Source organism: Pleionea mediterranea, assembly GCF_003148745.1.
Taxonomy (GTDB): domain Bacteria; phylum Pseudomonadota; class Gammaproteobacteria; order Enterobacterales; family Kangiellaceae; genus Pleionea; species Pleionea mediterranea.
In genome coordinates this window covers 23,436-47,954 of sequence record NZ_QGGU01000015.1, presented here as the reverse complement: position 1 = coordinate 47,954, position 24,519 = coordinate 23,436, and the positions used below count along the sequence as shown (strand labels likewise).

General features: G+C 42.1%; 24 protein-coding genes. 10 read left to right on the top strand and 14 right to left on the bottom strand.

The window, feature by feature from the left end:
- Nucleotides 1-43 precede the first annotated feature (43 nt).
- Nucleotides 44-601: a GspH/FimT family pseudopilin gene (locus tag C8D97_RS16985; RefSeq protein ID WP_170115287.1), complete on the top strand. Its 558-nt coding sequence runs from the start codon at nt 44-46 to the stop codon at nt 599-601.
- Nucleotides 602-627: 26 nt separating this feature from the next.
- On the opposite strand, the gene thiI is transcribed toward C8D97_RS16985, so the two are convergent.
- The 4 genes from thiI to C8D97_RS16965 form a co-directional block, all read right to left on the bottom strand.
- Nucleotides 628-2,085, bottom strand: a complete 1,458-nt coding sequence (gene thiI, locus C8D97_RS16980) for a tRNA uracil 4-sulfurtransferase ThiI (RefSeq protein WP_109765001.1) — start codon at nt 2,083-2,085, stop codon at nt 628-630.
- 223 nt (nt 2,086-2,308) lie between these two features.
- Nucleotides 2,309-2,884 (bottom strand): transcriptional repressor LexA, encoded by a 576-nt coding sequence (gene lexA / locus C8D97_RS16975; RefSeq protein WP_245411489.1) that lies wholly within the window; start codon nt 2,882-2,884, stop codon nt 2,309-2,311.
- A gap of 185 nt (nt 2,885-3,069) precedes the next feature.
- The gene (locus C8D97_RS16970) at nt 3,070-3,978 is read right to left on the bottom strand and encodes a hypothetical protein (protein WP_109764999.1); all 909 of its coding nucleotides are present in this window, start codon (nt 3,976-3,978) and stop codon (nt 3,070-3,072) included.
- Nucleotides 3,979-4,082: 104 nt separating this feature from the next.
- Nucleotides 4,083-4,343 carry a PilZ domain-containing protein gene (locus C8D97_RS16965; protein WP_109764998.1) on the bottom strand — a complete coding sequence of 87 codons (261 nt, stop codon included), beginning with the start codon at nt 4,341-4,343 and terminating at the stop codon, nt 4,083-4,085.
- A 264-nt stretch (nt 4,344-4,607) separates the two neighbouring features.
- On the opposite strand from C8D97_RS16965, the gene smrA reads away from it, so the two are divergent.
- On the top strand, nt 4,608-5,174 hold the full coding sequence (gene smrA / locus C8D97_RS16960) for a DNA endonuclease SmrA (protein WP_109764997.1): 567 nt from the start codon (nt 4,608-4,610) through the stop codon (nt 5,172-5,174).
- Between the two features lie 41 nt (nt 5,175-5,215).
- On the opposite strand, the gene C8D97_RS18290 is transcribed toward smrA, so the two are convergent.
- The 5 genes from C8D97_RS18290 to C8D97_RS16935 form a co-directional block, all read right to left on the bottom strand.
- Entirely contained in the window at nt 5,216-5,413 is a 198-nt protein-coding gene (locus tag C8D97_RS18290) for a GNAT family N-acetyltransferase (protein ID WP_109764996.1), read from the bottom strand.
- Nucleotides 5,379-5,495, bottom strand: a complete 117-nt coding sequence (locus tag C8D97_RS18620; protein ID WP_109765020.1) for a GNAT family N-acetyltransferase — start codon at nt 5,493-5,495, stop codon at nt 5,379-5,381. The genes C8D97_RS18290 and C8D97_RS18620 overlap by 35 nt, the downstream gene beginning before the upstream one ends.
- Before the next feature lie 422 nt (nt 5,496-5,917).
- Nucleotides 5,918-6,190, bottom strand: coding sequence for a hypothetical protein (locus tag C8D97_RS18280; RefSeq protein ID WP_210204982.1), 273 nt, complete (start codon nt 6,188-6,190; stop codon nt 5,918-5,920).
- Between the two features lie 539 nt (nt 6,191-6,729).
- The gene (locus C8D97_RS16940) at nt 6,730-7,437 is read right to left on the bottom strand and encodes a hypothetical protein (RefSeq protein WP_109764995.1); all 708 of its coding nucleotides are present in this window, start codon (nt 7,435-7,437) and stop codon (nt 6,730-6,732) included.
- Nucleotides 7,438-7,715: 278 nt separating this feature from the next.
- Entirely contained in the window at nt 7,716-9,815 is a 2,100-nt protein-coding gene (locus C8D97_RS16935; protein WP_109764994.1) for a M13 family metallopeptidase, read from the bottom strand.
- A 240-nt stretch (nt 9,816-10,055) separates the two neighbouring features.
- Here C8D97_RS16935 and C8D97_RS16930 point away from each other — a divergent pair, with 240 nt between their 5' ends.
- The gene (locus C8D97_RS16930) at nt 10,056-11,042 is read left to right on the top strand and encodes a universal stress protein (protein ID WP_109764993.1); all 987 of its coding nucleotides are present in this window, start codon (nt 10,056-10,058) and stop codon (nt 11,040-11,042) included.
- Nucleotides 11,043-11,117: 75 nt separating this feature from the next.
- Here C8D97_RS16930 and C8D97_RS16925 read toward each other — a convergent pair whose 3' ends face one another.
- Both C8D97_RS16925 and C8D97_RS16920 read right to left on the bottom strand, forming a co-directional pair.
- Complete coding sequence (locus C8D97_RS16925) at nt 11,118-11,915, bottom strand: nitrilase-related carbon-nitrogen hydrolase (RefSeq protein WP_109764992.1); 798 nt, start codon at nt 11,913-11,915, stop codon at nt 11,118-11,120.
- The gene (locus C8D97_RS16920) at nt 11,903-13,048 is read right to left on the bottom strand and encodes a methionine aminotransferase (protein WP_109764991.1); all 1,146 of its coding nucleotides are present in this window, start codon (nt 13,046-13,048) and stop codon (nt 11,903-11,905) included. The genes C8D97_RS16925 and C8D97_RS16920 overlap by 13 nt, the downstream gene beginning before the upstream one ends.
- Nucleotides 13,049-13,283: 235 nt before the next feature.
- Here C8D97_RS16920 and C8D97_RS16915 point away from each other — a divergent pair, with 235 nt between their 5' ends.
- The 3 genes from C8D97_RS16915 (at nt 13,284) to pdxH (ending at nt 15,472) form a co-directional block, all read left to right on the top strand.
- Nucleotides 13,284-13,838, top strand: a complete 555-nt coding sequence (locus tag C8D97_RS16915; RefSeq protein ID WP_109764990.1) for a hypothetical protein — start codon at nt 13,284-13,286, stop codon at nt 13,836-13,838.
- A gap of 169 nt (nt 13,839-14,007) precedes the next feature.
- Nucleotides 14,008-14,679 carry a DUF2982 domain-containing protein gene (locus tag C8D97_RS16910; RefSeq protein WP_170115286.1) on the top strand — a complete coding sequence of 224 codons (672 nt, stop codon included), beginning with the start codon at nt 14,008-14,010 and terminating at the stop codon, nt 14,677-14,679.
- Between the two features lie 196 nt (nt 14,680-14,875).
- Nucleotides 14,876-15,472 carry a pyridoxamine 5'-phosphate oxidase gene (gene pdxH / locus C8D97_RS16905; RefSeq protein WP_109764988.1) on the top strand — a complete coding sequence of 199 codons (597 nt, stop codon included), beginning with the start codon at nt 14,876-14,878 and terminating at the stop codon, nt 15,470-15,472.
- 235 nt (nt 15,473-15,707) lie between these two features.
- On the opposite strand, the gene C8D97_RS16900 is transcribed toward pdxH, so the two are convergent.
- On the bottom strand, nt 15,708-16,655 hold the full coding sequence (locus tag C8D97_RS16900; protein WP_109764987.1) for a DUF808 domain-containing protein: 948 nt from the start codon (nt 16,653-16,655) through the stop codon (nt 15,708-15,710).
- 107 nt (nt 16,656-16,762) lie between these two features.
- Between C8D97_RS16900 and C8D97_RS16895 the strand changes: the two genes are divergently transcribed.
- From C8D97_RS16895 to C8D97_RS16880, 4 genes are all read left to right on the top strand, one after another.
- The gene (locus tag C8D97_RS16895) at nt 16,763-17,827 is read left to right on the top strand and encodes a polysaccharide deacetylase family protein (RefSeq protein WP_170115285.1); all 1,065 of its coding nucleotides are present in this window, start codon (nt 16,763-16,765) and stop codon (nt 17,825-17,827) included.
- Between the two features lie 244 nt (nt 17,828-18,071).
- Nucleotides 18,072-21,242, top strand: coding sequence for an amidohydrolase family protein (locus tag C8D97_RS16890; protein ID WP_109764985.1), 3,171 nt, complete (start codon nt 18,072-18,074; stop codon nt 21,240-21,242).
- Nucleotides 21,242-22,543 (top strand): amidohydrolase family protein, encoded by a 1,302-nt coding sequence (locus C8D97_RS16885; protein WP_210204981.1) that lies wholly within the window; start codon nt 21,242-21,244, stop codon nt 22,541-22,543. Before C8D97_RS16890 ends, C8D97_RS16885 begins: the two co-directional genes overlap by 1 nt.
- Nucleotides 22,544-22,693: 150 nt before the next feature.
- Complete coding sequence (locus C8D97_RS16880) at nt 22,694-23,071, top strand: cupin domain-containing protein (RefSeq protein ID WP_245411488.1); 378 nt, start codon at nt 22,694-22,696, stop codon at nt 23,069-23,071.
- 16 nt (nt 23,072-23,087) lie between these two features.
- Here C8D97_RS16880 and C8D97_RS16875 read toward each other — a convergent pair whose 3' ends face one another.
- Nucleotides 23,088-23,705, bottom strand: a complete 618-nt coding sequence (locus C8D97_RS16875; protein WP_109764984.1) for a LysE family translocator — start codon at nt 23,703-23,705, stop codon at nt 23,088-23,090.
- 119 nt (nt 23,706-23,824) lie between these two features.
- Nucleotides 23,825-24,511, bottom strand: coding sequence for a DNA-3-methyladenine glycosylase I (locus C8D97_RS16870; protein WP_210204984.1), 687 nt, complete (start codon nt 24,509-24,511; stop codon nt 23,825-23,827).
- Nucleotides 24,512-24,519: the final 8 nt, after the last annotated feature.

The following is a 24,519-nucleotide window of genomic DNA, read 5'->3' as shown; positions in this document are numbered from 1 at the left end:
CATACGGATAATGCAGCCAAACTTCTGGATAAAAGGAATTATCATGAAAGTAAAAGGATTTACTTTATTTGAATTACTCGCCGCTTCCGCATTGTCAATATTAATGGCCAGTTTTGCACTGCCGGGCTTTAAACACTTAAAACTGTCCAATGCCATCGATAATGAAGCCTTTAATCTTATGTCAAATATTCAAACCGCTCGAAAACTTGCTATCAGTGATTCAAAGAATATTGTGTTATGTGGCAGCAGTACAAAAAGTGAGTGCGATTCAGACTGGTCAAGCGGCTATCTATTATTTGCCGATCGAAACAATAATAACAGTTATGAAGCGGAAGAAGATGAGTTGATTAATTACCACCAGATCACTGTACCGGAATTTAATATTCGCTGGCGATCCTTTAGAGGAAATAAGCCCATTCGTTTTTTACCCATGGGTATTACCTGGCATAATAACGGCACTTTCGTCATGTGCATCAATCAGCAACCCAAATACGCCAAAGCCATCTTTTTAGCCAAAAGTGGGCGGGCAGAAATGTCCAGAGATGACAATCATGATGGTATTGATGAAGGTAGAGACGGCAAACCAATTGGCTGTGCTTAAATTATCATCTCTTTAGAATGCAAACCCTACGAATAGCGTAACACCTTAACATTTTGAAACCCTTGCAGCTTTAAGTGATGAGCCTGAACTTTGCTCATCACACCTTTATCGCAATAAAGTAAATAATTATTTTCTGCATTAAGTTCAGAAAACCGGCTACTGATGGAGTAAAATGGGATTTTTACGACCTGATTATTGGTCAATACTAATGGATTAGCTTCCTGTTCTTCAGGGTGTCTGATATCAATAACCACATCGTTAACTTGAGGGATCTTTACTGTATCCACATCAGTATCGGTATCTAATCCATCCAACACCTTTTCAATGGAGACCAACTGCTTATCTTCTACCGCTTTTTCAAGAACCGTAAAATCAAAGTTTTGTTCGGATTCTAAAACTTTAGTCAACTTTACTTTGGTTGACGGTTTATTGGATATTACACCACAGTACTCCGGCATATTTGCCGCAAACTCTTCCGTGCCAATACGCTTGGACTGTGCAATGATATCCTGTTTATCCATGGCAATCAGTGGCCGCATCACTAACGACTCGGCGGCTTGCTCAATCACACTTAAATTGGTCAGTGTTTGACTGGAAACCTGTCCAATGGCCTCCCCGGTAACCAATGTGTCCAGCGCAAGATCTTGTGCAACTTTATCGGCCGCCCGCATCATCATTCGTTTTAGTACTACCCCCATTAATGAGTTATCGATGGTGGTTAAAATCTGCTCTACAACACCTTCAAAAGGAACGCTGATAAACTTAACCTTATGGGAAGCACCGTACTTACTCCAAAGGTAATAAGCGACCTGCTTAACGCCAATTTCGTGCGCCATGCCACCTAAATTGAAAAAGCAGAAGTGTGTTTTTACGCCACGACGCATCATTAAAAAACTGGCAACGCCTGAGTCAAAACCACCGGAAATAAGAGATAAGGTTGCTTCTTGTTGCCCTAATGGGTAACCACCAAGTCCAGGCAGTTTTGTCCGAACCAGATCCACCTGATCATTATTGATTTCAAGATTGATTTGCACATCGGGATCCTTCAGCATCACTTTTTCAACGTCGGTGCGCGCCAGCAATCCACCACCAATTTGTCGTTCGGCTTCACTTGAGGTAAATGAGTGCTTACCTTTACGTTTGACACGAACACAAAATGATTTACCTTTGAGTCCATCAGTATAGGTTTCAACACAGCGGTCGGTAATGTCATTCAGCTGTTCAAAGTTATAAGTATCGACCACCAATAAAAAGTCGATTCCGGGGACACATTGCAGTCGCTCTTTGATCACCAGCCACACCTCTTCCGAAATATCGTCCGGTAGTGTGATGTCAATCCGATCCCAGTGTCTGTAAACTCGCACCTCTTTTAACAGTGGCTTTAGCAGGTTCTCAAGGTTGTAATGCAACTGCTTGGTAAACAATTTGCGAACAGGACGGCTTTTAATGATTATTTCGTGGAATAATTTAACCACAATTTTCATAGGGTAGGACTCGGGCAATGCTTTTCAGATGGCGGTATTTTACAGCAATGAAATAAAATTGCAGCGGCCAAGAGCCGTTTATTCGCACTCAGGATTACTTGAATATTACCCGATACAGAGAAATATCGATGTCCTCTGGAATGGATTTACATCAATATTAGTTTTTGGATTATCCAGAACCATGTATTCAATCCTTTGAATACATTAATTTTTGTTTATTTAATCAGGCTCGGATTAAGCCGACAAATTGCCCTTCAATATTCAGTTGGTCTGGCGAGACTTCTATCGGCTCAAAGTCGGAATTTTCCGGATAGAGCATAGCATTACCATTTTTACGCCCCAAACGTTTCACGGTAACATCATCATCAAGACGCGCCACAACAATCTGCCCTATTTCTGCGACCTGCGTTTTACGCACCGCAATCAAATCACCATCCAGTATGCCGGCGTCTTTCATGCTGTCACCGCGGACACGCAATAAAAAGGTCGGTTTCTTGCGTCGCAATACTTCCGGAATGGTGACATAACGCTCTATGTTCTCAATGGCCTCGATAGGGATCCCCGCGGCTACCGAGCCTACAAGAGGTAATTCTTCCACTTCGGCAGCAAGTATTTGGATCCCTCTAGTTTTCTCGCTATGCAGCCGGATTACCCCTTTTTTGGCTAATGCCTTTAGGTGATCGGCAGCTGCCTTGGTTGAGCTCACACCTAACAAATCCGCCAATTCTGCATGAGTTGGCGCAATGCCGTTTTCTTCAATAAATTCTCGCAATACATCCAATACTTCTTGCTGTCGCATGGTTAATTCGCGCACGGTATTGTCCTCAGTTATTACTGTTCGTTTTCCACTGCCTAAAGTAATACTACTTATTTAAGTAGATTGCAAGAAAAACCAAGCTTTTGAGGAAGATAGAGGAGGAATTTGACTGGCTTTAGAGATTTGTATCCTGAAATCCCACCAGAATGAATCCATCTTAAAACCTATTATTCCACTTTAAGATGGTCAATATTCGGGTTTACGGTCTCTTTTTTCTTTTGTTCAGTCGGAATTTTTTCACCGACATCGGCCACGGACAATTCTGAAGTATCCACCTGTTTTGCCTCAAACGGCTTAGGCTCCTGAATTAATCCCGGTTCATCCAGTGATAGATCGGACGTGTCCACCTCTCTTTGTTCCTTTTTGCTTACCTTTTGCAGAGGCTCTCCACTATTGGCTAATGCCAGGTCACTCAAATCAGGTTCTGCCATGGGGGGCTGCTTTTCAACCTCGGGCAAACGCTCACCGGCATTGGCAAGTGACCAGTCATCGTCACTAGATGAGCCTTCTTTCACAGCAGGCGTGGCAGACTGAGACTCCTCAGTAGGTTTTGCTGTGGTTTTATTGACCTCTGTATCAGAACTATCAGTATCTGGCTCTTTAGGACCAAAGCTTGCACGACCTTGAGAAACAGGCTCTTGCTCTTTAGGGCCAAAACTGGCGCGGCCATGGGAAACTGGTTCTGGTTCTTTAGGTCCAAAACTGGCTCGTCCGTGGGATGACGTAGCTGGCTTCTGAGGAGTATCTGGCACCGCAGAACGGGTATCAGAATCGGATGTCTGAGAGGCGGAGTGAGTCTCTGGCTGGGACTGTGACGAGTCAGTGGAAGTGTTTGCACCTTCCTGCACCGGTTTAATCAGTACCAATGCTCCTGCCTGCTTTAATGCAGACTGATATTTCATGGCCTGGTTGTAGTCGAGGCCTTTTTTAATGGCGACTTCAGCGCCCACAAATAAACGCTTTATTTGTGACTCACCTGTTTTGAACAACTTAGCTAGATTTTGCTGCACTTCTTCAGGTGTTTTGCCGGGTACGGTACGTCCCGCAAATACAATGTCAAATTTTCCGTCAACCATGATTTTCTACCTACCAAGTATCATGCATTTTCTGCTGCATAGAACCGTTAAATACTGCTGGTTAGGCGTATGCTTGTCAAGCAACTGGGTTTATATACTTGATATTAAAGCAAAAATTTCATTCCAACACCTTCGCTGGTTTTTCGTACAATTTCAGCTTCTAAAATCGGCATTTCTTCTGGAAACCCCACCGCTTGCAAAGTCACAATAGTGCCAACCTCAAGCTGCCGTAAGGCATCAGATTCAATAAAAGCACCGCCATCGGACAGTTCCTGTGTGCGCGCCACTATTTTTCCCAGTAAATCGGAAGTGACTTCTACTTCAGCCACTACCGGCGTTCGTATTGATAATCGTCGTTCATTCATAGGATTTTTTGCAGGTTTTTCAATAAGTTTAGCCCATTTATTGAAAAGATCCGCAGAAAACCACGCTTTTGCTCCGAATAAAGATCACGATCATAATTGAGTTTCGTTTAACTACCATTCTACAATACAGCTTAGCAGACATCTGGCAGTGGATTGGCTGATTACTTGACTAAAAAGTAACCGTCAAAACCACATTGACCGCCGCTTTGCCAAACACTGTTTCATGAAACGATAAATATTATTCTCAAAGACGATATTCTCATTATGCCCAACGATTCCGACAATCCTTTTTTGGACGCCTTTGCTGATGTTAAACCGATCCCCCAGGATAAAGTCAGCTTAAAACGTTCAGAGCCCGATAATGCAGCAATTGATCGGCGTAAAATGGCCGCCATTACAGGACAAAAAATAGATTTAAACTATTTAACCGATGCGCCCGTGGAGCCAGTTGATCCCATTGAAGTACTTGAATATAAAATTGATGGTGTGCAAACCGGAGTATTCAAAAAGTTGCGTCAGGGCAAATATGAGATTGACGCTCATCTTGATTTGCACCGTCATACCGTTGCTGAAGCGCGCAGTGCTTTGTTCCAGTTTTTACAACGCTCAATAAAACTGGAATGCCGAACCTTGTTAGTTACTCATGGCAAGGGCATTCAAAGTAACCCACCCGCTCGCATAAAAAGTTATGTTAATCACTGGCTGACTCAGGTTCCAGAAGTATTAGCCTTTCACTCCGCACAAAATAAACACGGCGGCACAGGATCGGTTTATGTGTTGCTCAGAAAGTCAACAGAGCAGCGCCTGGAGAATAAAGAGAAATACTCTTAAATAACTTTCGACTTAATAAATGACGGCTCTTTCGATTGGCTCTAAACAGTCTTAGCCATCAGATAAACGTCTGTATATTCTCCATTTCTAAATGCATAATTAGTTGCGGTTCCTTCTAGTTTAAAACCGAACTTTTCATATAAATCTACTGCATGATGATTGTCTATATATACTTCCAGCTCAACGCGACGTATCGCCAACCAATCAATTAATTGCCAGTTCCAGCAGTTTTGAACCAATACCGTTCTTTTGGTGAACTTCTCTTACAGCCATGCCGATATTCGAGACATGCTTCCTTCGAGGGTTAGTAAACACTTCCATTCCAATTTGACCAACTACTTTTCCATCTACGACCGCAACGATGCTGTAAAAATTTTCTGGAATATCTCCAAAAAAACCTTTCCTATTTCTCTATTGACGGATACGGCAACTGTAGTGTCCTGCATAGCACGAATTTTGAGCGTATATATCCTTAATTTGCGCAATATCTTCTTTCCGACTATGTCTAATTTCTATATTCACGATTCATCTTTGATGCATTCATTAAGTAAAAAAATAGAAGTGGTACAAACACTACAGGCAGTTTTAAATTCTTAATAATATGTGTACGTAGTCTAAACCGAAGAATTCAAATAGAACCAGATCACATTGAAGTGTTCACCTTATAAATTTCGTTTTTTTCTTTTTATTTGACAAGATCTCAACTTTTCAAATAATCGCGTATAATCTTGATTATTATAAACTTACATATTTGGTACGACTTTTAAAAACGACACAATTTTATTCGCCACATTCCCAAGCGCTTTAGCAACCGCTTTTAACTCAGCCTTTTTTATCGTTTCATAAAAGTTAGTGTCGCTTGTTGACTTTTTGATCGAATACTCTTCAGTACTTACAATAGACTTAACGATCAAGCCTGAACGTATATCGAGCAGAACTGCCTCAATTGAACAGTATGACTTTGTTTCATTCGGGTCGATTAACCGATACTTTTGATACGACTGACATGTACTCATATAAGCCAGCAATAAATCAGCCTGAAAACGTGCCGCCGCTTCTCTCAAAGCCGAGACAGTACTTTTCCTGAAACCAACATGGCTGGTAGAAATAATGCGTCATACACTCTGCTGGAAAAAAGCTTGATAATTAAAGGTTTAACTAATGAGTTATTGAGCTCATTAAAATCACTGAAGTAATAACGCCAATCATTATCACTACTGAGTTTAAGAACTGCAACTCGGTTTTTTTCTGGTAGTTTCACTCGATAATTTAATAACTCAGTAATTTCTTATCATTCTGACCAAGCAAAGACTCTCTAATCAAGCTATCTTGAGATTTCGAAGAGTTATTCTGATAATAGCTATCAGGGCGATCAACAGATCCCAAAGTTGTACACGCCTGCAATAATGTTCACGCCATTATCAAATAGATACTTTTCATATTTTGCCTTTGCTCTTACTAAGCTTTGAAGTTAGAAAATAAATCGTTATTCCGATCAGGAGTCGGCTTTATATTGATTAAAAGCCTCAAGAAAACCCAAAACTTTACCAAGTTGTTAAATACTAATTTTCGGCAACCTATTTGTACTGACAACATGTACATCGGACAAACGCACTACCATAGAATAACCAACACCTTTTATTTGATAAAGTATCAACATATTTTCATCATCAACCACTTCCATACCAACCAGGTGATCGAAATCCTCTAGAACAACGTTATAATTGTCACCATTCGTATTCGATACTGCCAGTTGCCGTCTGTCTTTTTTAGACAAGGCTCCGTCTTTGTTTGTATCGTTGCTCACAACCTCGTAAGTGACAACCGTAGCAATACTGTTATCTCCCTTTATCAAGGAGTTTTGAGGAAACTCTGAAAACTCAATAATTAGCTGATCATTATTATCAAATAACCATCTTGACTGATTTGTTTTTCCATTTACGAAAAGTATGTTTTTATAAGTACCATAGCCTCCATATGACCCACTAAAGTGATTAACTTTACTGAGACTTATCTTAGTTGTCTCATCCTTATCTGACACCAAAGGAACAGCAATATAATTCGAGTTATCGAATCTCCTCATATACCCAAGAATCCACTTCTCCTCGCCTTTTGGATCTTCCGCTACATTCGTAATTAACTTTTGCTGAGGCCTATTTTTAACAATATCTCTAATCATCTCCTTACCCATCATAAAGATGAGAACCGAAGCAGACAGAAAAATCAAGATTCCGTTTATTCTCCAAACCCACTTAAAGATCATAATGCTCTCCATAGTATTAATTTTTTTTCAGCAATAAAGATTAGGACTCCTACTGCTTTTTAACGAATCTTCTCAAACTCAGTATTGTTGAGCAAGCGTGTTTTGACTAAATTATGAGTAAATAAGTTGTTAGATAAAACTACAGTTACAGCCCACAGTTTAGAAAAAACTGTATTTTCACTTCTGTTCCTTATAAAAAATGCCGACTCAATATAATAAGTCGGCATTTTTGACGTTAATAGTAAAAAGTCATTAACAATTATTTGATAATTAAGTAATTACCAAATCTTCACACGCTTTTCTGGTGCTAGATATAACGCATCACCGGGTTTGACATCGAAGGCTTCGACAAACTCTGGCATGTTTTTGACCACTCCGTTTGCACGATACTCACTGGGTGAATGAGGATCAACTTTTATACGTCGCTTCATTTCTGCGTCTCGATATTTACGCGCCCAAACCTGAGCCCAGCCTATAAAGAAACGTTGATCACCGGTAAAGCCATCCAGTACAGGAGCTTCATTACCGTCTTTCGATAATTGATAAGCTTTATATGCGATGGTTAAACCGCCCAGATCACCAATGTTTTCACCAAGAGTGAATTCACCATTAACGTGTACGTCTTCGAGTGGTTCAAACTTATCGTATTGTTTAACAAGCTTTTGCGTACGCTGTTTAAATTCTTCTTTATCCTGTGCTGTCCACCAGTCACGCAAGACACCGTCACCATCATAGGTTGACCCCTGATCATCAAAACCATGCCCCATTTCGTGGCCAATAACGGCACCTATACCACCGTAATTAACGGCAGGATCGGCATTCATATCAAAAAATGGTGGTTGCAAAATGGCTGCAGGAAATACAATTTCATTCATCACCGGATTGTAATAAGCATTCACGGTTTGTGGCGTCATAAACCACTCATCACGATCAATTGGCTTGCCCAATTTATCGCGCTGCTTATCAAAATTAAAGGCACGTGCCGCCATATAGTTTTCAAGCAGCTTACCGGGCTCTATGGTTAAGTCAGAATAATCTTTCCATTTATCCGGATAACCAATTTTAGGACGAAACTTGCTGAGTTTATCCAGCGCTTCTTTTTTAGTATCTTCACCCATCCAATCCAGTTTAATTATACTTTGACGATAGGCTTCTCTTAGATTTTCAACCAGCGCCATCATTTGCTGTTTGGCTTCCGGTTTAAAATGTTTTGAGACGTAAACTTTGCCAACCACTTCGCCAAGCAAACTGTTTACGGCACTTACACCCTGCTTCCAGCGAGGCAGTTGTTCTGGCGTGCCGGATAATGTTTTGCCATAAAATGCAAAGTTTTCTTCGTCCAACTCTTTGTTCATTAAACCTGCGTTACCGGTAAGCAAGTGCCAGTTTAAATAGGTTTTCCAATGATCCAGAGAGGTATCTTTTATAATGTCGTTTAACACAGAGATATAGGTTGGTTGACGGACAATCAATTCTTTCTCACCATTAACGCCCATGCCTTCAAAATAAGCCGACCAGTTTACATCCGGCGCTAACTCGGACATTTTTTCCAGGGAATGTTTGTTATAGGTTTTAACGCTATTACGATTATCTTCTTTATTCCAATGAGCGTTAGCTATGGCCGTCTCAAGCGCCATAATATTTTTTGCTGCAGCAGCGCCATCTTCTAATCCGGCAAGCTGATACATTTTTTCGATGTGTTTCAGGTATTCATCACGAATGGTTTGAAAGTTTTCACCTTCATCAAAATAATATTCTTTATTTGGCAGCCCTAAACCCGATTGCGAAAGATACATAATGTATTGAGTGGGATCCTTCGCATCGTTATTGACATAAATCCCCATGGGTGCACTGGAGCCACGTTTGGAAACAGTAGCTAAATAAGCCAATAGTTCATCTTTATTGGAGATGCCCGCTATTTCTTCAAAGTAAGGGGTTAACGGTGCAACCCCCAGTTTATTTAAGGTCTCTGTGTCGAGCACACTGTTGTACAGGTCGCCCACCTTTTGTTCATTTGAGCCTTTTTCGAGGTTTTCAGCCGCAGCAGACTCTTCAATAATAGCGCGCAAGTCTTTTTGCGCCTGATCAGCCAGAGCAGTAAACGTGCCATAATTGGAGCGATCCGACGGGATTTCGGTATTTTTTAACCAAGTGCCACTGACAAAGCGGTATAAATCGTCCTGAGGACGTACGGATTTATCGAAATTATCCAGAAACAATCCGGAGTTAGCCTTTTGTTCTGACGTTGCCGATACAGTAGTGGCAGACTTCTGTTTTTCAGATTCGGCTTGTTGTGTAGGCTGATTATCGTCTTTTTGCTGACCACAACCAGCTACAATGGCAAGACTGATGCTTGCAGCAAGTAGTTTGATCTTCATGGAAACTTCCCCAACAAATTGATTTATTTGAATTTATTATACAAGTCAGCAAAAAGTGGCTGCTGTAATCTCATCGATTATAGCTAATTAAAGGCATTTGATAAGCGCAAACTTGTAAATCTTTGTATTACTTCACAAGTGTTAAATTGCCGCTTTGATCCCCTGGCAGGCTGAAAAAAATCACTGAATACGCTAGACTTTTAACAGTCATTCATTAACTCGCATGAGGAGTGACCTCTTATGGCCAATCAACGAATTTTGATCGACATCAACCCTAAGTTCAGTCTGGATAACACGCCAGAACAAGCGCAGCACGAAACCGCTTTACTGGAAAAATTAAAAACGCTGGCACAACAGCAATCAATTGATGCACAGCTGTTTATTTGTGATTACCGCTCCAGCATTGCTTCCAATTTAATATTGCACCCGGAAAGCCTCGAAAAAGCTGTCGCACAAATTAAATCCGAACATGAAAAGACATTAAAATCCTTATCTGAAAAGTTTCAACACGACAACATTAACTACAGCATCAAAGTGGAGTGGTATAAACCCTACTACGAAGCCATCATTAAAGCGGCAGAAGACTTCAAAGCCGACTTGGTATTAAAACAGGCGCATACTCACTCTGCCCTTAGAAATTTATTTATCACGCCGGGCGATTATCAATTACTGAAATCTTGCCCATCGCCTTTATTGCTGTCGAAAACCAATAACTGGAACAAAGGCAAATGCATTATTGCAGCCGTTGACCCATCTCACTCAGAAAGTGAAAACAGTCATCTGGACGATATTATTGTGCAGCAGGCAAAAGAGTTGAGCGATCAACTAAATCTTCCGTTAAAGGTTTGCCATGTGTTTGATCCCACCGGTTGGGAAGTCATATTAAACAGCTCGGCCACCACTGGTGTAATGGGACAATTTGTGGTGATAGATTCGCCGGATGATCATCATGCACTCATGAAAAAAATCCGCAAACAACACGAAACACAATTGAATGTATTAAAGCAGCGTCACCAATTAAAAGATGATGAAGTGAATTTACTTGAAGGCTTCCCTGAAGAAGCCATAACTCAAGTTGCAGATGATCTCAATGCAGCTTTTGCGGTTGTAGGCACAACCTATCGAAGTGGCTTACTTGGCAGCACGGCTGAAAATCTTTTAGAACAAATAGGTTGTGACATTATTGCGGTAAAACCCGGTGACTTTTCGTCGTTGAATACACATTAAGGGCGAAAACGTTTATAACGAAATTTATCTGATATTTACAGACATACCGATAGAGAGGCTTACAGGTTTGTAAACTTAGAGCTTTAGATCAAACACATCACCGTCTTTTAAAAACGGGTATTGTTTGCGGTGTTCAAGCAACTTGCCTTTATCGAGCTCTGCGTAAATGACTTCTGATTGCTCAAGGGCGGCATGCGCCATCACATGTCCATCAGCAGCGATCACCTGGCTTTCGCCAACGTACTGCCAGTCGTTGGCATCCTCACCAACACGATTAACACCAACCACATAACTTAAATTTTCAATCGCCCGTGCTTTTAATAACGCGTTCCAATGAGCAATGCGAGGTTTTGGCCAGGACGCAATGTTAATCAAGACATCGTAGTTTTCACTTTCAGGATAAAAGTTGCGACAGAAAACCGGAAAGCGTAAATCGTAACAAGTTTGAACAAAAAATCGAAAGCCCTGAAAGTCGATAATCTGTTGTTGATTGCCGGCTTCAATTAACGAGTCTTCTTTACCAAACAGATGCACTTTATCGTAATGATAAACCTCACCATCGGATTGTACCCAGTAAAGTCGATTATAAATATTGCCATTTTCTGCTACTTTAACACTGCCCACCACAACCTGCTGATGTCGACTGGCCTGCTGTTTCATCCAGTTAAGTGTCTCACCGTTATTTGACTCAACACAATTTTTAGTTAAGGAAAAACCACTGGCAAACATTTCTGGTAAAACAACAATGTCGACCGGCTTCATGGTGTTAAACAACTGAGCCAGATAATCCCGGTTGGCTTCGGGCACTTCCCATTCTGGCGCAAATTGCACACCGGCAATGTGTAAAATGGAGTTATAACTTAAAGTTGACATAATTTCTCCGCTGCCTGATCAATGGTTTGCTCATTTTTAGCAAAACACAATCGCACCAGATGCTGTTCGGTTAATTGTTTATAAAACACAGAAATAGGAATACTGGCCACCCCAACCTGTTCAGTCATCCATCTGGCAAACTCAAGCTCAGATTTATTGCTGACTTTATTATAGCGCACCAACTGAAAATAAGTGCCCTTACAGGGTAGCAGCTCAAACGCACTGTCAACCAATGCGTTTCTCAGGTAGTCGCGTTTTTGCTGATAAAACTCAGGCAGTTGCTGATAATGTTCCGGATGTTGTGCCAGCATATCGGCAAGCGCCGCCTGAATGGGTGTAACCGTGCAGAAGGTTAAGTATTGATGCACTTTTCGCAACTCTACGGTTAAAGCAGGCGGAGCGATACAATACCCCACTTTCCAGCCGGTGGTGTGAAAAGTTTTACCAAAAGAGCTAACTATAAAACTGCGCTTTGCAAGTTCCGCAAAACGATTAACACTTTGATGTTGCTCACCATCAAAAATAATATGTTCGTAAACTTCGTCACTCAATAAATATAACTTTTCTGCTATGACCCGTTGTTCAAGTTGTTGCATGTCCGCTTTACTCAACACCGTACCGGTAGGATTGTGCGGACTGTTAATAATAATCATCGACGTTTTGTGGGTTAAGTGTTTATCCAACAAAGCAAAGTCGATTGAAAAATCTTCCGCGAGCGGAATATGAACAGGTGTGGCACCAGCCAGTCGAATTGCCGGGTCGTAGCTATCGTAGGCCGGATCAAAAACAATCACTTCGTCGCCCGCTTTAACCACCGCATGAATTGCCGCAAACAGGGCTTCGGTTGCGCCCGAGGTCACCGTCACTTCACTCGCAGCATCCACTGAGCGCTGATAACACTGCTGCGTTTTCAAGGCAATTTGCGCAGTCAGTGCCGGATAGCCACTCATTGGACAATACTGATTTAACCCTTGCTCAATATAGTGAGTAACCCGTTGCTTAAGATAAGGGTGACCATCAAAATCGGGAAAGCCCTGAGATAAGTTTAATGCGTTATGTTGCTGGGCCAGTTGCGACATGGTGGTAAAAATAGTGGTGCCGACATCCGGTAATTTGCTTTCAACCTGTACCATACACTGCCTTTGTTGTTACTTGGTTAATAATAATTTTACTGCATTATTCTTGCTGTTGTTCTCCACATTATTATGGCATAACTGACATGGTTCAACTACGTAGGATCATTTCACTGGCTGTATTACAAAAACAAATATACCTTGATATGTAATAAATGCTGGGAGATTATGACTTTATTGCCATTCTCCTTACATAATCGGCTCTATACCATACGACTCTTATGATAATCGAATTATGATAATCGAACTCTTGACCGCCTTATTATACGCAGGACTGCCCGTGGCCTTTATTTCATTTGGTATGATTTATTGGGCGCAAAAAAAAGGATACCCTATTGTTAAAGAGTCCGATGATGTTTCTGAAGATTTAACCGAGGAGCTTACAGAGGAACTTACGGAGGATCTCGACGACATAACCAATGATCCAAACACTACAAAGTCCGGCAAGCAATCAAAAAATAAACACATAGTGTTTGATAAGTGGACCACCTTTGGTGGTGGTTACTATGGCATCATGGCGCTGGTCACTTACGCCCATGTTGAATTACTTGAGTTATGGCAGGCCTTCAGTGCATTTGAATCCATTCAACACTTTATTAACCAGCTGAGTCTTGGCTTTTTTATCGGGCTGATTATTGAAGCGATTAAAAATCTGGTGACTGCGTTTATCTGGTTTACCTACTGGGATGAGTTTTTACCGATCAACAGTCCATGGCTCTGGCTGGGAGCCAGTTACGCCGGTTACTACGCAGGCGAAAAATTAATGGAGTACCGATTAAACACCAAATAAATACATGGTCAAAAATAGACTAGCACTAACCAACATCATCACTAATCTTTATCACGGACTAACGCCAGACGAAACGCCTTTATGAATGCTACAATCATGGCTTCTGTTTAATATTGATACGGCTTCAAAAGGCTAAATGACTACCTCAGCCCCAATCCAGATCAGACCAATGTCGCGACGAAATCACCTGGTGTTTACCCTTTTGGGTATTGCAGGCATTGTGACGTCACTTATTTTACAACAACAAGGCATTAAACTACCCGCTTACCTGTTGTTATTGGCGGCCTTTGTATTACTTGTTTTCGGTATTTTCAAATGGCAAGAACCCGAAATCAGCATTGAACTCACCGAGCAACATTTTTGCTGGCATTTCAAATATGGCAGCCTGCAAATTCCCTGGAGTAACATTGTCGATATACGCCCTTTAAGGGTGAATAAAGGTCAGGGTCAGACGGATCTGCATTATCTGGGATTAAAACTCTGGGATCTTACCCCGGTGGTTGACTCGATATCGTTACGACTGGCCAAATCCTTGTTTCATGAATACCGAAGTTTATTGCACGTTGCGTTACTTGAAGCTCAGTTTCGTCAGGACAGCACCAATGGCTTACAAGAAGACGCTGAACATTGGCGCGACGCTAACGGAAAGCGGATCACCGGATTAAAAGGCATGTTTGCCGCTCGGCTGCATCAACTGAAGCATTATCTGGGTGCAGACTTATACATTCCGATCACTTCTCTGGATCGCCATCAGGATGAATTCTTAACTTTGTTCAAGCAATTTCAGGCAAAAATAAATCAGCAAAGCCAGACAAAAGAATCATCTGAATCCGGTCATTAACAATCAGTTCAAGATGTGAAGTCTAACTGTTCAGTCACCAGAGCCAACTGCACATCACACTGAACATGACCAAGTTTCAATATTGCTGTTTTGGTCTACAGCATTTTTGTATAATGGCGAATGTTTTATCGATAAATAAATATGAGTAGCAACGCTTAAATTCAAAGTTATCGAATCAAAAGAGTAAAGTGTAGGAATGGACATTCAATCAGCACCGAACAACTCCCCTTTTCCATTGTTTGAAAACTGGTTAAACAGCGCCAGAGAACATGACCCTGTGTATTATTGCGGCATGAATATCGCAACCGTTGATCACAAAGGTCGACCAGCCAATCGTGTGGTTTTATTAAAACAGCACGATGAACAGGGCTTTGTTTTTTACACCAATTACAACAGTCGAAAAGGTCAGGAGCTCTCGGTCAATCCATACATCAGTGCCAGCTTCTGGTGGTCAGCTTTTCAACGACAAATTCGAATTGAAGGCAAAGTCGATAAAGTATCGAGTGAGCAGTCGGATCGTTATTTTTTCAGCCGCCCGAGAGGCAGCCAACTTGCGGCCATCGCATCGCATCAAAGTGAGTCTATAGAGTCCATTAAGGCACTTGAACAGCAATACCAACAAGTGGTCAGTCAACATCAAACTACCGACATTAAACGCCCCGAGCATTGGGGCGGTTATCGAATAGTGCCCAGTCGTATAGAATTTTGGCAAGGACTGGATCACCGGCTGCATCATCGGCTGGTCTATCTAAAAACAGACTCGGGTTGGCAAACACAATTCTTGCAGCCGTGAGTGTTTATGCGGGAAAAACTTTTAATTTAGAGAAACATTTAACATCGAAAATATTATTTAGCCTTCAACATTAAACGCTTCTATGCATCAGTAAGACATTGACCAACAAGGTTCAGATAAATTTAAGCCCTGTTGTCTGTTGTCTGTTGTCTGTTGTCTGTTGTCTGTTGTCTGTTGTCTGTTGTCTGTTGTCTGTTGTCTGTTGTCTGTTGTCTGTTGTCTGTAAACATTAAAACTATTTGGTTTTTGATGGTTTAAGTTTGCCAAGCACACTGATAATAGCAACGGTTAATCCACCAGCAATTAATCCCATTACTCCGTTAAACAAAATGGGCGCAATGGCTCCGGTAAAGGCTCCTACACCAGGCACACCTTGAGCCCAATGCTCTATCTGATGAGACTGCTCGGCGACAAAAGGCACACCATGTACTAGTATGCCGCCGCCAACCAGAAACATCGCCGCCGTGCCAACAATAGCCAAAGTTTTCATTAAAAATGGCGCAAATAACAGCAAGGCTTTGCCAACTTTTCGTTTAAAGCTTGCCCAGGCAGACTCAGTTTTATCTTTAACCAGATAGTATCCTGCATCATCCAGCTTTACGATTCCGGCCACCAGGCCATAAACAAATACTGTCATCATTAATGCAATTCCCACCACCACAGAAACCTGTGTCGCGAATGCAGACTCTTTTACGGTTCCCAGTGTGATCACAATTATTTCAGCGGATAAAATAAAGTCTGTTCGAATGGCTCCCTTTATTTTATTTTTTTCAAATTCCACCATGTCCACTTTGGGATCGTGCAATGCTTCAATTACCTTTTTCTGCTGTTGCTGCTTTTCATTCGGATGCAGCCATTTATGCGCCACTTTTTCAAAACCTTCGTAGCACAAGTAAGCACCACCCAGCATGAGTAATGGCACAATTAGCCAGGGAATGAATACGCTGATCAGCAGTGCTGATGGTACAAGAATTACCTTATTAATAAATGAGCCTTTTGCAACAGCCCAGACAACCGGGATTTCTCGTTTCGCTCGCACACCCGACACTTGTTCAGCGTTTAACGCCAGGTCATCACCCAATACACCAGCCGTTTTCTTAGCCGCGACCTTGGTCATCACGGCTACATCGTCCAGTACAGTGGCAATATCATCCAGTAAGGTTAACAGGCTAGATCCCGCCATAAGTCACTCCGAGGTTTTATTTTATTTCAGTTTTATAGGTCAAAATGATACCGTATTTATTATGGAATATGTTGATGGTTTTCCACTTTCTCTATACGAGGTTTATTATGCACCAGCTATCTCGCAATCTTATTGTCGCTTTCAGCACGCTTTGCGCAATGCTCTGCTTGACCTATTCTGATAATAGTTTTGCTAATAACAAAGCAAACAATGATAACTCACTGGTTATTCTGGTTTATCATCATATTGACACAAAAACACCAGCTGCGACGTCAACGGATCCTGATTTATTTCAGCAGCATCTGGAATATCTGAAAGACAATAACTTTAGTGTTCTACCGGTGGAACAGGCAGTTAAGCAATTGATGAATGGCCAGTCGCTGCCAGACAAAGCCGTATCTATAACCTTTGACGATGGCTATGAATCCATTTACACCACCGCGTTTCCATTATTAAAACAGTATAATTTTCCTTTCTCTGTGTTTGTGTCGACCCAGCCGATTAATCAACAATTTGCTGCCATGATGAACTGGTCGCAAATAAATGAAATGACCAAATCGGGCGCAACCATTTTAAATCATACCGTTAGCCATGCGCATTTATTAGAGCTGAATGAGCAGCAACTAAACAAAGAGATTACTCACGCCCAAGACGAAATTAAACAAAATGTCGGGCGCGCTCCGGCTGTATTTGCCTACCCTTTTGGCGAATACAGTCGAACAATTGCAAAGCAATTAGAACAACAAAATTATTTTGCTCTGGCGCAATATTCCGGCCCCGCTTCACTATTGAGCGATCCTCAGGCATTGCCCAGATTTTCCATGTCCGGCAATTACGCCAAGATGGAACAGTTTACGCTCAAAGTGAATACGAAACCCATGCCTATCATCAATCAGAACGACTATGAGCCGGTATTTGATTCGCCACAACAAACATTTGAACTTTCCTTTGCCAAACGTCCAGCTTACGCGGATCAAATCAACTGTTTTTTTAATGGTCAACGTCTTGAGCAACTCCACTGGGATGATGAACAACTGGAGATACACTTGCCAGAAGCGCCAAACGAAGGTCGCTCAAGAATAAATTGCACCGCGCCTGCAGGCAAAGGCCGCTTTTACTGGCATTCGCTGCCTATTTTTACCACGCCTAAAAATGGTAAGTGGCCCGATTGAAATATTAAGTTAAAGACTACAGAGCGTTAGCCAAATCAGTTAGTAGCTCAATGCAATTTTCTTCATTTCATTGAGCCACAGTCTGAGAATTTGTAAAAAAGTATGTAAATCAACCAGAAAACAATATTTTCCCTTTTATTTTCAATACCTTACCACCTTTCCTAAGCAATATGGCCACATTAGCGCACAACCACAGTCTGTGCGAGACTTACACACTTTGTCATCATAATTAAGAGAATATTCAATGAACAAAATCAGTCACTCTGCTTTTGCCGCTACATTGGCAGTGATGGGATGCCAGACTGTATTGGCGGATCAGACTAGCCACGTGTATGGCATTACCGATCGCAGCTCCAATAAAGTCGCATTTACTCACGCCACGGTTATGATTGAGCCAGGTAAATCAATTAAAGATGCCACCCTGGTCATCGACAATGGTCGCATAATGAGTGTTAAGCGTGGCGGTAAAGCGCCCGCAGACGCCAAAACCGTCGACCTGAGCAATCATGTGGTATACGCCGGATTTATCGATCCATTCAGTCACTATGCTTTTGGAAAGAACGAGTCTGCCTTTAAATGGGGCGAGCCGCCAAAGTATCAGGGCGATCGAAAAGGCGGCAATGCCTGGAACGATGCGATCCACGCTGAAGTAGACTGGGTTGATGAGTTTAAAGCCGATAAAAAGTCCGCAAAAAACTACATTAAAAACGGCTTTACCAGTGTCCAGACCGCCAAAATTGACGGTATCTTTCAAGGACAGTCGGTTACCGTCTCTCTTGGCGATGGTTTACCGAACGAATTAATTTATAACGCCAATGCTCGACATTTTGGCTCGTTTAATAAAGGCAGCTCAAAACAGTCTTACCCATCGTCGCTAATGGGCAGCATTGCCCTTATCCGACAAACGCTCAGCGACAGCGCCTGGTATCAAAATGCCAAGGGCAAAACCGATCACCTGATCACTGGCGAACCAGTTGAATACAACGATGCGCTGGAAAATCTAAATGAGCTGAGCCGAGTTGGAATGATGTTTGATCCCGAAGGTCATTTATCCGCCATGCGAGCCGATCCTCTATTTGATCCATATCGTGTCGACGTTGCCTACATTGCCGATGGTCACGAGTACACTCGCATTAACGATATCAAAGCATTAAATGCAACTTTTGTGGTTGCACCTAACTTTCCAAAAAAGCCTGACGTCAGTTCGTTTGAAGCACAACTGGACACATCATTAGCCGAACTTAGACACTGGGAACGCGCACCAGCTAACCCGGCAGTATTGGCCGAGAATAAAATACCCTTTGCCTTCAGCCATTATGGCTTAAAAAACACAGGCGATTTCTGGAAGCAAATTAAAGTTGCTTTAAAGCACGGCCTTTCAGAGAAAGACGCGTTGGCAGCACTCACCACAACTCCGGCAAAACTCGCAGGAATTGACAAAGATGCCGGACAGTTGAAGCCGGGTATGATGGCCGATCTGGTTATTGCCGACGGTAACCTGTTTAAAGATGGCAAAATAAAACAGGTGTATCTGCAAGGTAAAAAGCACGAAATGAAGCCACTGTTTACATCTGCTCTTGCTGGTGAATATGGATTTAATATTGGCAACGACCTGCTGACCTTAAAGCTGCAGCAAACCGAGAAAAAAGTCACTGGAGAAATTGTCAAAGGCGACGAAAACGTCAAAATCAAATTGCATGACCACAGTGATAATCAAATGCAATTCAGTGCCAATCTGTCAAAGCTTGGTATAGAGGGTGTTTATCGATTCAGTACTCGCCTGATAAATGAAACTTTAACCGGTTTTGCATTAACGCCAGCCGCCGAAAAAATCGCATTGAATGCGCCGCGCATGGTGCCACAAAGTAACAACGATAATGACGCTGAAACCAAAGATGATACGGCTGCAGAATTTGTCAGCCAGGTGACACTTCCTAATCGGGCCTTTGGTTTGACAGCAGAGCCTGAACAACAAAACATTCATATTAAAAACGCCACCATATGGACCTCCGATAAGCAGGGTGTGATAGAAAATGGCGACATGCTGATCCGCAATGGCAAAATCGATAAGGTTGGCAAAAACCTGAGCACGCCAGGGGGTTATGATGTGATTGATGCCACAGGCAAACACGTTACTGCGGGCATTATTGACGAGCATTCACATATTGCCATCAGTAAAGGCGTAAACGAAGGCAGTGACGCCATCACCGCCGAAGTACGCATTGGCGATGTAGTGAATCCAAATGACATTAACATTTACCGTGCACTGGCCGGTGGAACCACCAGCGCACAATTACTGCACGGATCGGCAAACCCAATTGGCGGACAAGCGCAAGTGATTAAGTTACGTTGGGGCAGCGACGCCGAAGGCATGAAGTTTAAACAGGCACCCGGTTCAATTAAATTCGCATTGGGTGAAAATGTTAAACAGAGCAACTGGGGTGATAAATTTACCATCCGTTACCCGCAAACGCGTATGGGTGTCGAAACCATTGTCCGTGATGCCTTTTTACGTGCGCAAGAATACAAAGCCAGTTTCGAAAAGTTCGACGACTTAAGTGGCAGTATGCAAGATCGAACAGCGCCACCACGAAAAAACTTTCGTCTTGATACATTAAACGAAATTCTTGAAAGCAAACGCTTTGTCCATTCTCACTCTTATGTGGCATCGGAAATTTTAAGTCTGATGAAAATCGCCGAAGATTTTGATTTTAGAATTCAAACCTTTACCCACATTCTTGAAGGCTACAAGGTCGCCGAAGAAATGGCCAAGCACGGAGCCAGCGCTTCTACCTTTGCTGACTGGTGGGCATATAAGTTTGAAGTTTACGATGCCATACCGGGCAATACCTGTTTGATGATGAAAAATGGCGTCAATGTTTCGGTTAACTCCGACAGCGGTGATTTGATTCGTCGTTTAAACACCGAAGCCGCCAAGTCCATCAACTACTGTGGCATGAAACCGGAAGATGCCATCAAAATGGTAACCATTAATCCAGCAAAACAATTAAAAGTTGATCGCTACACCGGCAGCCTTACCGAAGATAAGCACGCCGACTTTGTTATCTGGAGTGGTAACCCACTTTCGATTTACACAAAAGTGGAACAAACCTGGATTGACGGCCGCAAATACTTTGACCGCGCAGCCGATGCAAACATGCGTGTGGCATTAGCGGAAGAAAAAAACAAGCTGATCCAGAAGGTTTTAGGTGGTGATAAGTCTTCATCTAACGGTAAAGACAGCAACGGAAAAGAAAGCAATGGCGATAACAGCAAAACCTTCGCGTCCAACGAACGCTACTTATTAAAAGAAGAGCCTGCCTGGCACTGTGAAGATAACTTCGACTTCTGGCACTGGCAACAAACTCGACAAGATGCCCACTCACATGGCCAACACTATCAAGGAGCACACTAATGATGCGTTGCTTAACTCTTACTAAACTGATTGCCAGTACTGCTGCTTTAACGTTATCGTCTGCGCTGCTGGCTAACGATATGATTCCCGGTAAAAAACCGGATGCGCCAATTTTGATCACCGATGCAACACTGTACACCGTGAGCTCTGGAGTAAAACAAGATCACGACTTATTGATCAAAGATGGAAAAATAGCCGCCATCGGCCAAGACCTGACAGCGCCAACAAACGCTACCGTTATTAATGGCGAGGGCAAACATGTCTATCCCGGTTTAATTGGCTTAACCACAACGGTTGGTCTGGTTGAAATTGGTGCCGTACGTGCAACCCGAGATATGGCCGAAACCGGTCGTGCAACACCCGAAGTAAAAGCACACATTGCCTTTAATGCAGACTCGGAGATCATTCCCACCATTCGCAGCAACGGCATTACCCATGTTGAAGTGGCACCCACTGGTAGTGGGCTAAATGGTCAATCGTCATTGATGCATCTTGATGGCTGGAACTGGCAAGACGCTCTGGTCAAAAAAGGCACTGGCATGCACTTACGTTGGCCTCGTGCTGGCATCAATAAATCTTTTTGGGAAACCCGTACACCTAAAAAGCAAAAAGAAGACAACGCCAAAGCATTAAAGCAATTAAGCGATACCTTTGAGCAAATCAAAGCTTACCATAAAGCCCGTTCAGCCAATGCGAACGCGGCCATTGATGTGCGCTGGGAAGCCATGCGTCCAGTCCTGGACAAAACCATGCCTTTGTTTGTTCACGCCAATGACTATCGCCAGATAGAAAGCGCCATTCACTTTGCCAAACAGCAAGACATAAAAATTGTGCTAGTGGGCGTTGGCGATGCGGATAAAGCAATTGAATTGATTAAATCCAATAACATTCCTGTTGTATTTACTTCTGCATGGGGGCATCCAATGCGCAGTGATGAAGGACTGGATCGTGCCTATAAAACACCCGCAGTGCTGGAGCAAAATGGTATCTCTTATGCCCTTGCCATCAACGGTAACTGGAATGTAAGAGATCTGCCCTTTGCTGCAGGACAAACCGTTGCTTATGGTGTCTCACCTAGCACGGCTTTAAAGTCTGTAACACTGGAACCGGCAAAAATATTAGGCGTGGCGGATAAAATGGGTTCACTTGAGGTTGGCAAGCAGGCCAATATCGTCATCAGTCAGGGCGATTTATTTGACCACTTAACCCATAAAGTTGACACCGTGATGATCGAAGGTCGGAGCATCGACTTAAACAATCGACACAAACAACTTTACGATAAGTATTCAAAGAAAAACTAACCATAACAATCTGACGAAATTAAATGAGTCAGATTAACCTGTTAAAAAATAAAACGAGCCACTTTATAGCCGCCTACTTTTGGTGTCTGTAAAGTGGCTTTTTTATGCTAACCTGTTTAATAAAATGCAATACCTTGAATGGATAAAACAATGACAAAAGTTATAACCAATAAATCAATTAACTTGATGGAAAAACTCTCGCTATTTTCTGAACACTGGTCGCCCAAAGTCATTGCTGAAATGAATGACTATCAATTTAAACTGGTTAAATTAAAGGGTGAATTTACCTGGCATAAACACGAGCATACGGATGAAACTTTTCTGGTGCTGAAAGGCGAAATGACCATACTATTGCGAGATAAAACTATTAAGCTGTGTGAGAATGAACTTTACGTTGTACCTAAGGGTGTTGAACACAAACCTGTCGCTGAACAAGAATGTCAGGTATTAATTATAGAGCCGAAAGGCGTGATCAATACTGGTGATGCTGACAGTGAATTAACCGCTGATAATGATGTATGGATATAAATATTTAAGGATAAAACTATACAGTCACAACAACACGAATTGCCAAGCCAACAAACACGATTCCTAACACTTTATCCAGCCATGGATTATAATTTGTAAAGCCAAACCTCGATTTAGAAATTTCTGTCACTATAGCCACAATCATGTACCAGCCAGTATCAATTATGAAAACCGTTAAACACATAATTATGCCAATAGTGATGGTCATACTGTCAGGATCGATAAACTGAGAAAATAACGCCAGAAAAAATATCGCTAACTTAGGGTTTAAGAAAGCAATCGCAAAGCCATCTTGAATGGCCTTTATTGGACTTTCGCTGCGGCTTGTTACATTTAAGTTGGTCTTAGTGGATTCGGTTGTTAATATTTTTATACCTAAAAAGGCCAAATAAGCGGCACCCAAATACACCAGTGCCTGGTAAACGTTTGGAAACTGCATCATTAAGCCGCCTAAGCCTAGCAAAGAAGCTGCTGCATATAAGCCGACACCAATACCGTGACTGATAGCCGCTAACATTCCATTTTTTAAACTACCATTAAGCGAATGCTTTAGAACTACCGCAAGACTTGGGCCTGGAGACATAGCGCCTATCATACAAACCAGTACTAAGCTTAACCAGGTTGTTACGGTCATAAAATGCTCTTATTGTTAGTATAAAGGTCTAACTAAACAGTTTTAGCGTGTGAAGAAAAAATTATTTAGTAAATAAATTTATTAAAATCAATAGTGAAAAACTCACAGCCTATTCTCACCTACACTCTATTCTCACCAACACCAAATGACACCAGCATACTTAACTCCTGCATCGATCGACCAGACGTTTGATGCCATTGATTAAAACTGTTTTGAATGGTTTTTAATGATTTTTTGCTGCGTAAGCCACCGTCTATAATTTGATGGTTTCGAAAATAGGCTTCCACATCACGGGTCAGTAAAAAGGTATCTTTACCAATGGCTCTCAGCGCATAAGGTCCCGTATTACCACCCAGTCTGTCTCCGCGTTTTTTTAATTCATTCCACAGGCCTATCATATTATCAACTGGCCAATTGGCTAGCCAGCTTACAAAGTTGCCATGCTCTTTTGTGATCTCATTGATCATCAGGGCATTATTCTGAATGCTTTTAACTTTTGTCAGGTTACGAATAATTCGCTTATCGGTGGCTTTTCGTTCCACCATGTCAGGCGGCATCATTAGCAATTTTTCGATATCAAAATTAAAAAAGACCTCTTCAAAAGAGGGCCACTTGTTTTGCACCACACGCCAGACAAAACCTGACTGAAACACTTTTTTCGTCATCTCGGATAAAATTTTTGCGTCAGTTAATTTGAGTAACTGTTTTTGACTCAATGGTTTTGACAACAAAGATTCCAGAGATTTTTCACCGCCTTTTCGCTCAGCTGCCCGTTGATAAATCGTTTCAAAGGATTCCAGTGACACTGACAAAA

Excerpts from the sequence above, each read along its gene's own strand:
- C8D97_RS16970 (WP_109764999.1), bottom strand. The coding sequence starts at position 3,978 with ATGGTTGACGGAAAATTTGACATTGTATTTGCGGGACGTACCGTACCC.
- C8D97_RS16885 (WP_210204981.1), top strand. The coding sequence starts at position 21,242 with ATGATGCGTTGCTTAACTCTTACTAAACTGATTGCCAGTACTGCTGCT.
- C8D97_RS16895 (WP_170115285.1), top strand. The coding sequence starts at position 16,763 with ATGCACCAGCTATCTCGCAATCTTATTGTCGCTTTCAGCACGCTTTGC.
- C8D97_RS16880 (WP_245411488.1), top strand. The coding sequence starts at position 22,694 with ATGACAAAAGTTATAACCAATAAATCAATTAACTTGATGGAAAAACTC.
- C8D97_RS16940 (WP_109764995.1), bottom strand. The coding sequence starts at position 7,437 with ATGATCTTTAAGTGGGTTTGGAGAATAAACGGAATCTTGATTTTTCTG.
- C8D97_RS16925 (WP_109764992.1), bottom strand. The coding sequence starts at position 11,915 with ATGTCAACTTTAAGTTATAACTCCATTTTACACATTGCCGGTGTGCAA.
- pdxH (WP_109764988.1), top strand. The coding sequence starts at position 14,876 with ATGGACATTCAATCAGCACCGAACAACTCCCCTTTTCCATTGTTTGAA.
- C8D97_RS16930 (WP_109764993.1), top strand. The coding sequence starts at position 10,056 with ATGGCCAATCAACGAATTTTGATCGACATCAACCCTAAGTTCAGTCTG.
- C8D97_RS16910 (WP_170115286.1), top strand. The coding sequence starts at position 14,008 with ATGTCGCGACGAAATCACCTGGTGTTTACCCTTTTGGGTATTGCAGGC.
- C8D97_RS16965 (WP_109764998.1), bottom strand. The coding sequence starts at position 4,343 with ATGAATGAACGACGATTATCAATACGAACGCCGGTAGTGGCTGAAGTA.
- C8D97_RS16890 (WP_109764985.1), top strand. The coding sequence starts at position 18,072 with ATGAACAAAATCAGTCACTCTGCTTTTGCCGCTACATTGGCAGTGATG.
- C8D97_RS16900 (WP_109764987.1), bottom strand. The coding sequence starts at position 16,655 with ATGGCGGGATCTAGCCTGTTAACCTTACTGGATGATATTGCCACTGTA.
- C8D97_RS16920 (WP_109764991.1), bottom strand. The coding sequence starts at position 13,048 with ATGGTACAGGTTGAAAGCAAATTACCGGATGTCGGCACCACTATTTTT.
- C8D97_RS16985 (WP_170115287.1), top strand. The coding sequence starts at position 44 with ATGAAAGTAAAAGGATTTACTTTATTTGAATTACTCGCCGCTTCCGCA.
- C8D97_RS18620 (WP_109765020.1), bottom strand. The coding sequence starts at position 5,495 with ATGGAAGTGTTTACTAACCCTCGAAGGAAGCATGTCTCGAATATCGGC.
- C8D97_RS16915 (WP_109764990.1), top strand. The coding sequence starts at position 13,284 with ATGATAATCGAACTCTTGACCGCCTTATTATACGCAGGACTGCCCGTG.
- thiI (WP_109765001.1), bottom strand. The coding sequence starts at position 2,085 with ATGAAAATTGTGGTTAAATTATTCCACGAAATAATCATTAAAAGCCGT.
- lexA (WP_245411489.1), bottom strand. The coding sequence starts at position 2,884 with ATGCGACAGCAAGAAGTATTGGATGTATTGCGAGAATTTATTGAAGAA.
- C8D97_RS16935 (WP_109764994.1), bottom strand. The coding sequence starts at position 9,815 with ATGAAGATCAAACTACTTGCTGCAAGCATCAGTCTTGCCATTGTAGCT.
- smrA (WP_109764997.1), top strand. The coding sequence starts at position 4,608 with ATGCCCAACGATTCCGACAATCCTTTTTTGGACGCCTTTGCTGATGTT.
- C8D97_RS18280 (WP_210204982.1), bottom strand. The coding sequence starts at position 6,190 with ATGAGTACATGTCAGTCGTATCAAAAGTATCGGTTAATCGACCCGAAT.
- C8D97_RS16875 (WP_109764984.1), bottom strand. The coding sequence starts at position 23,705 with ATGACCGTAACAACCTGGTTAAGCTTAGTACTGGTTTGTATGATAGGC.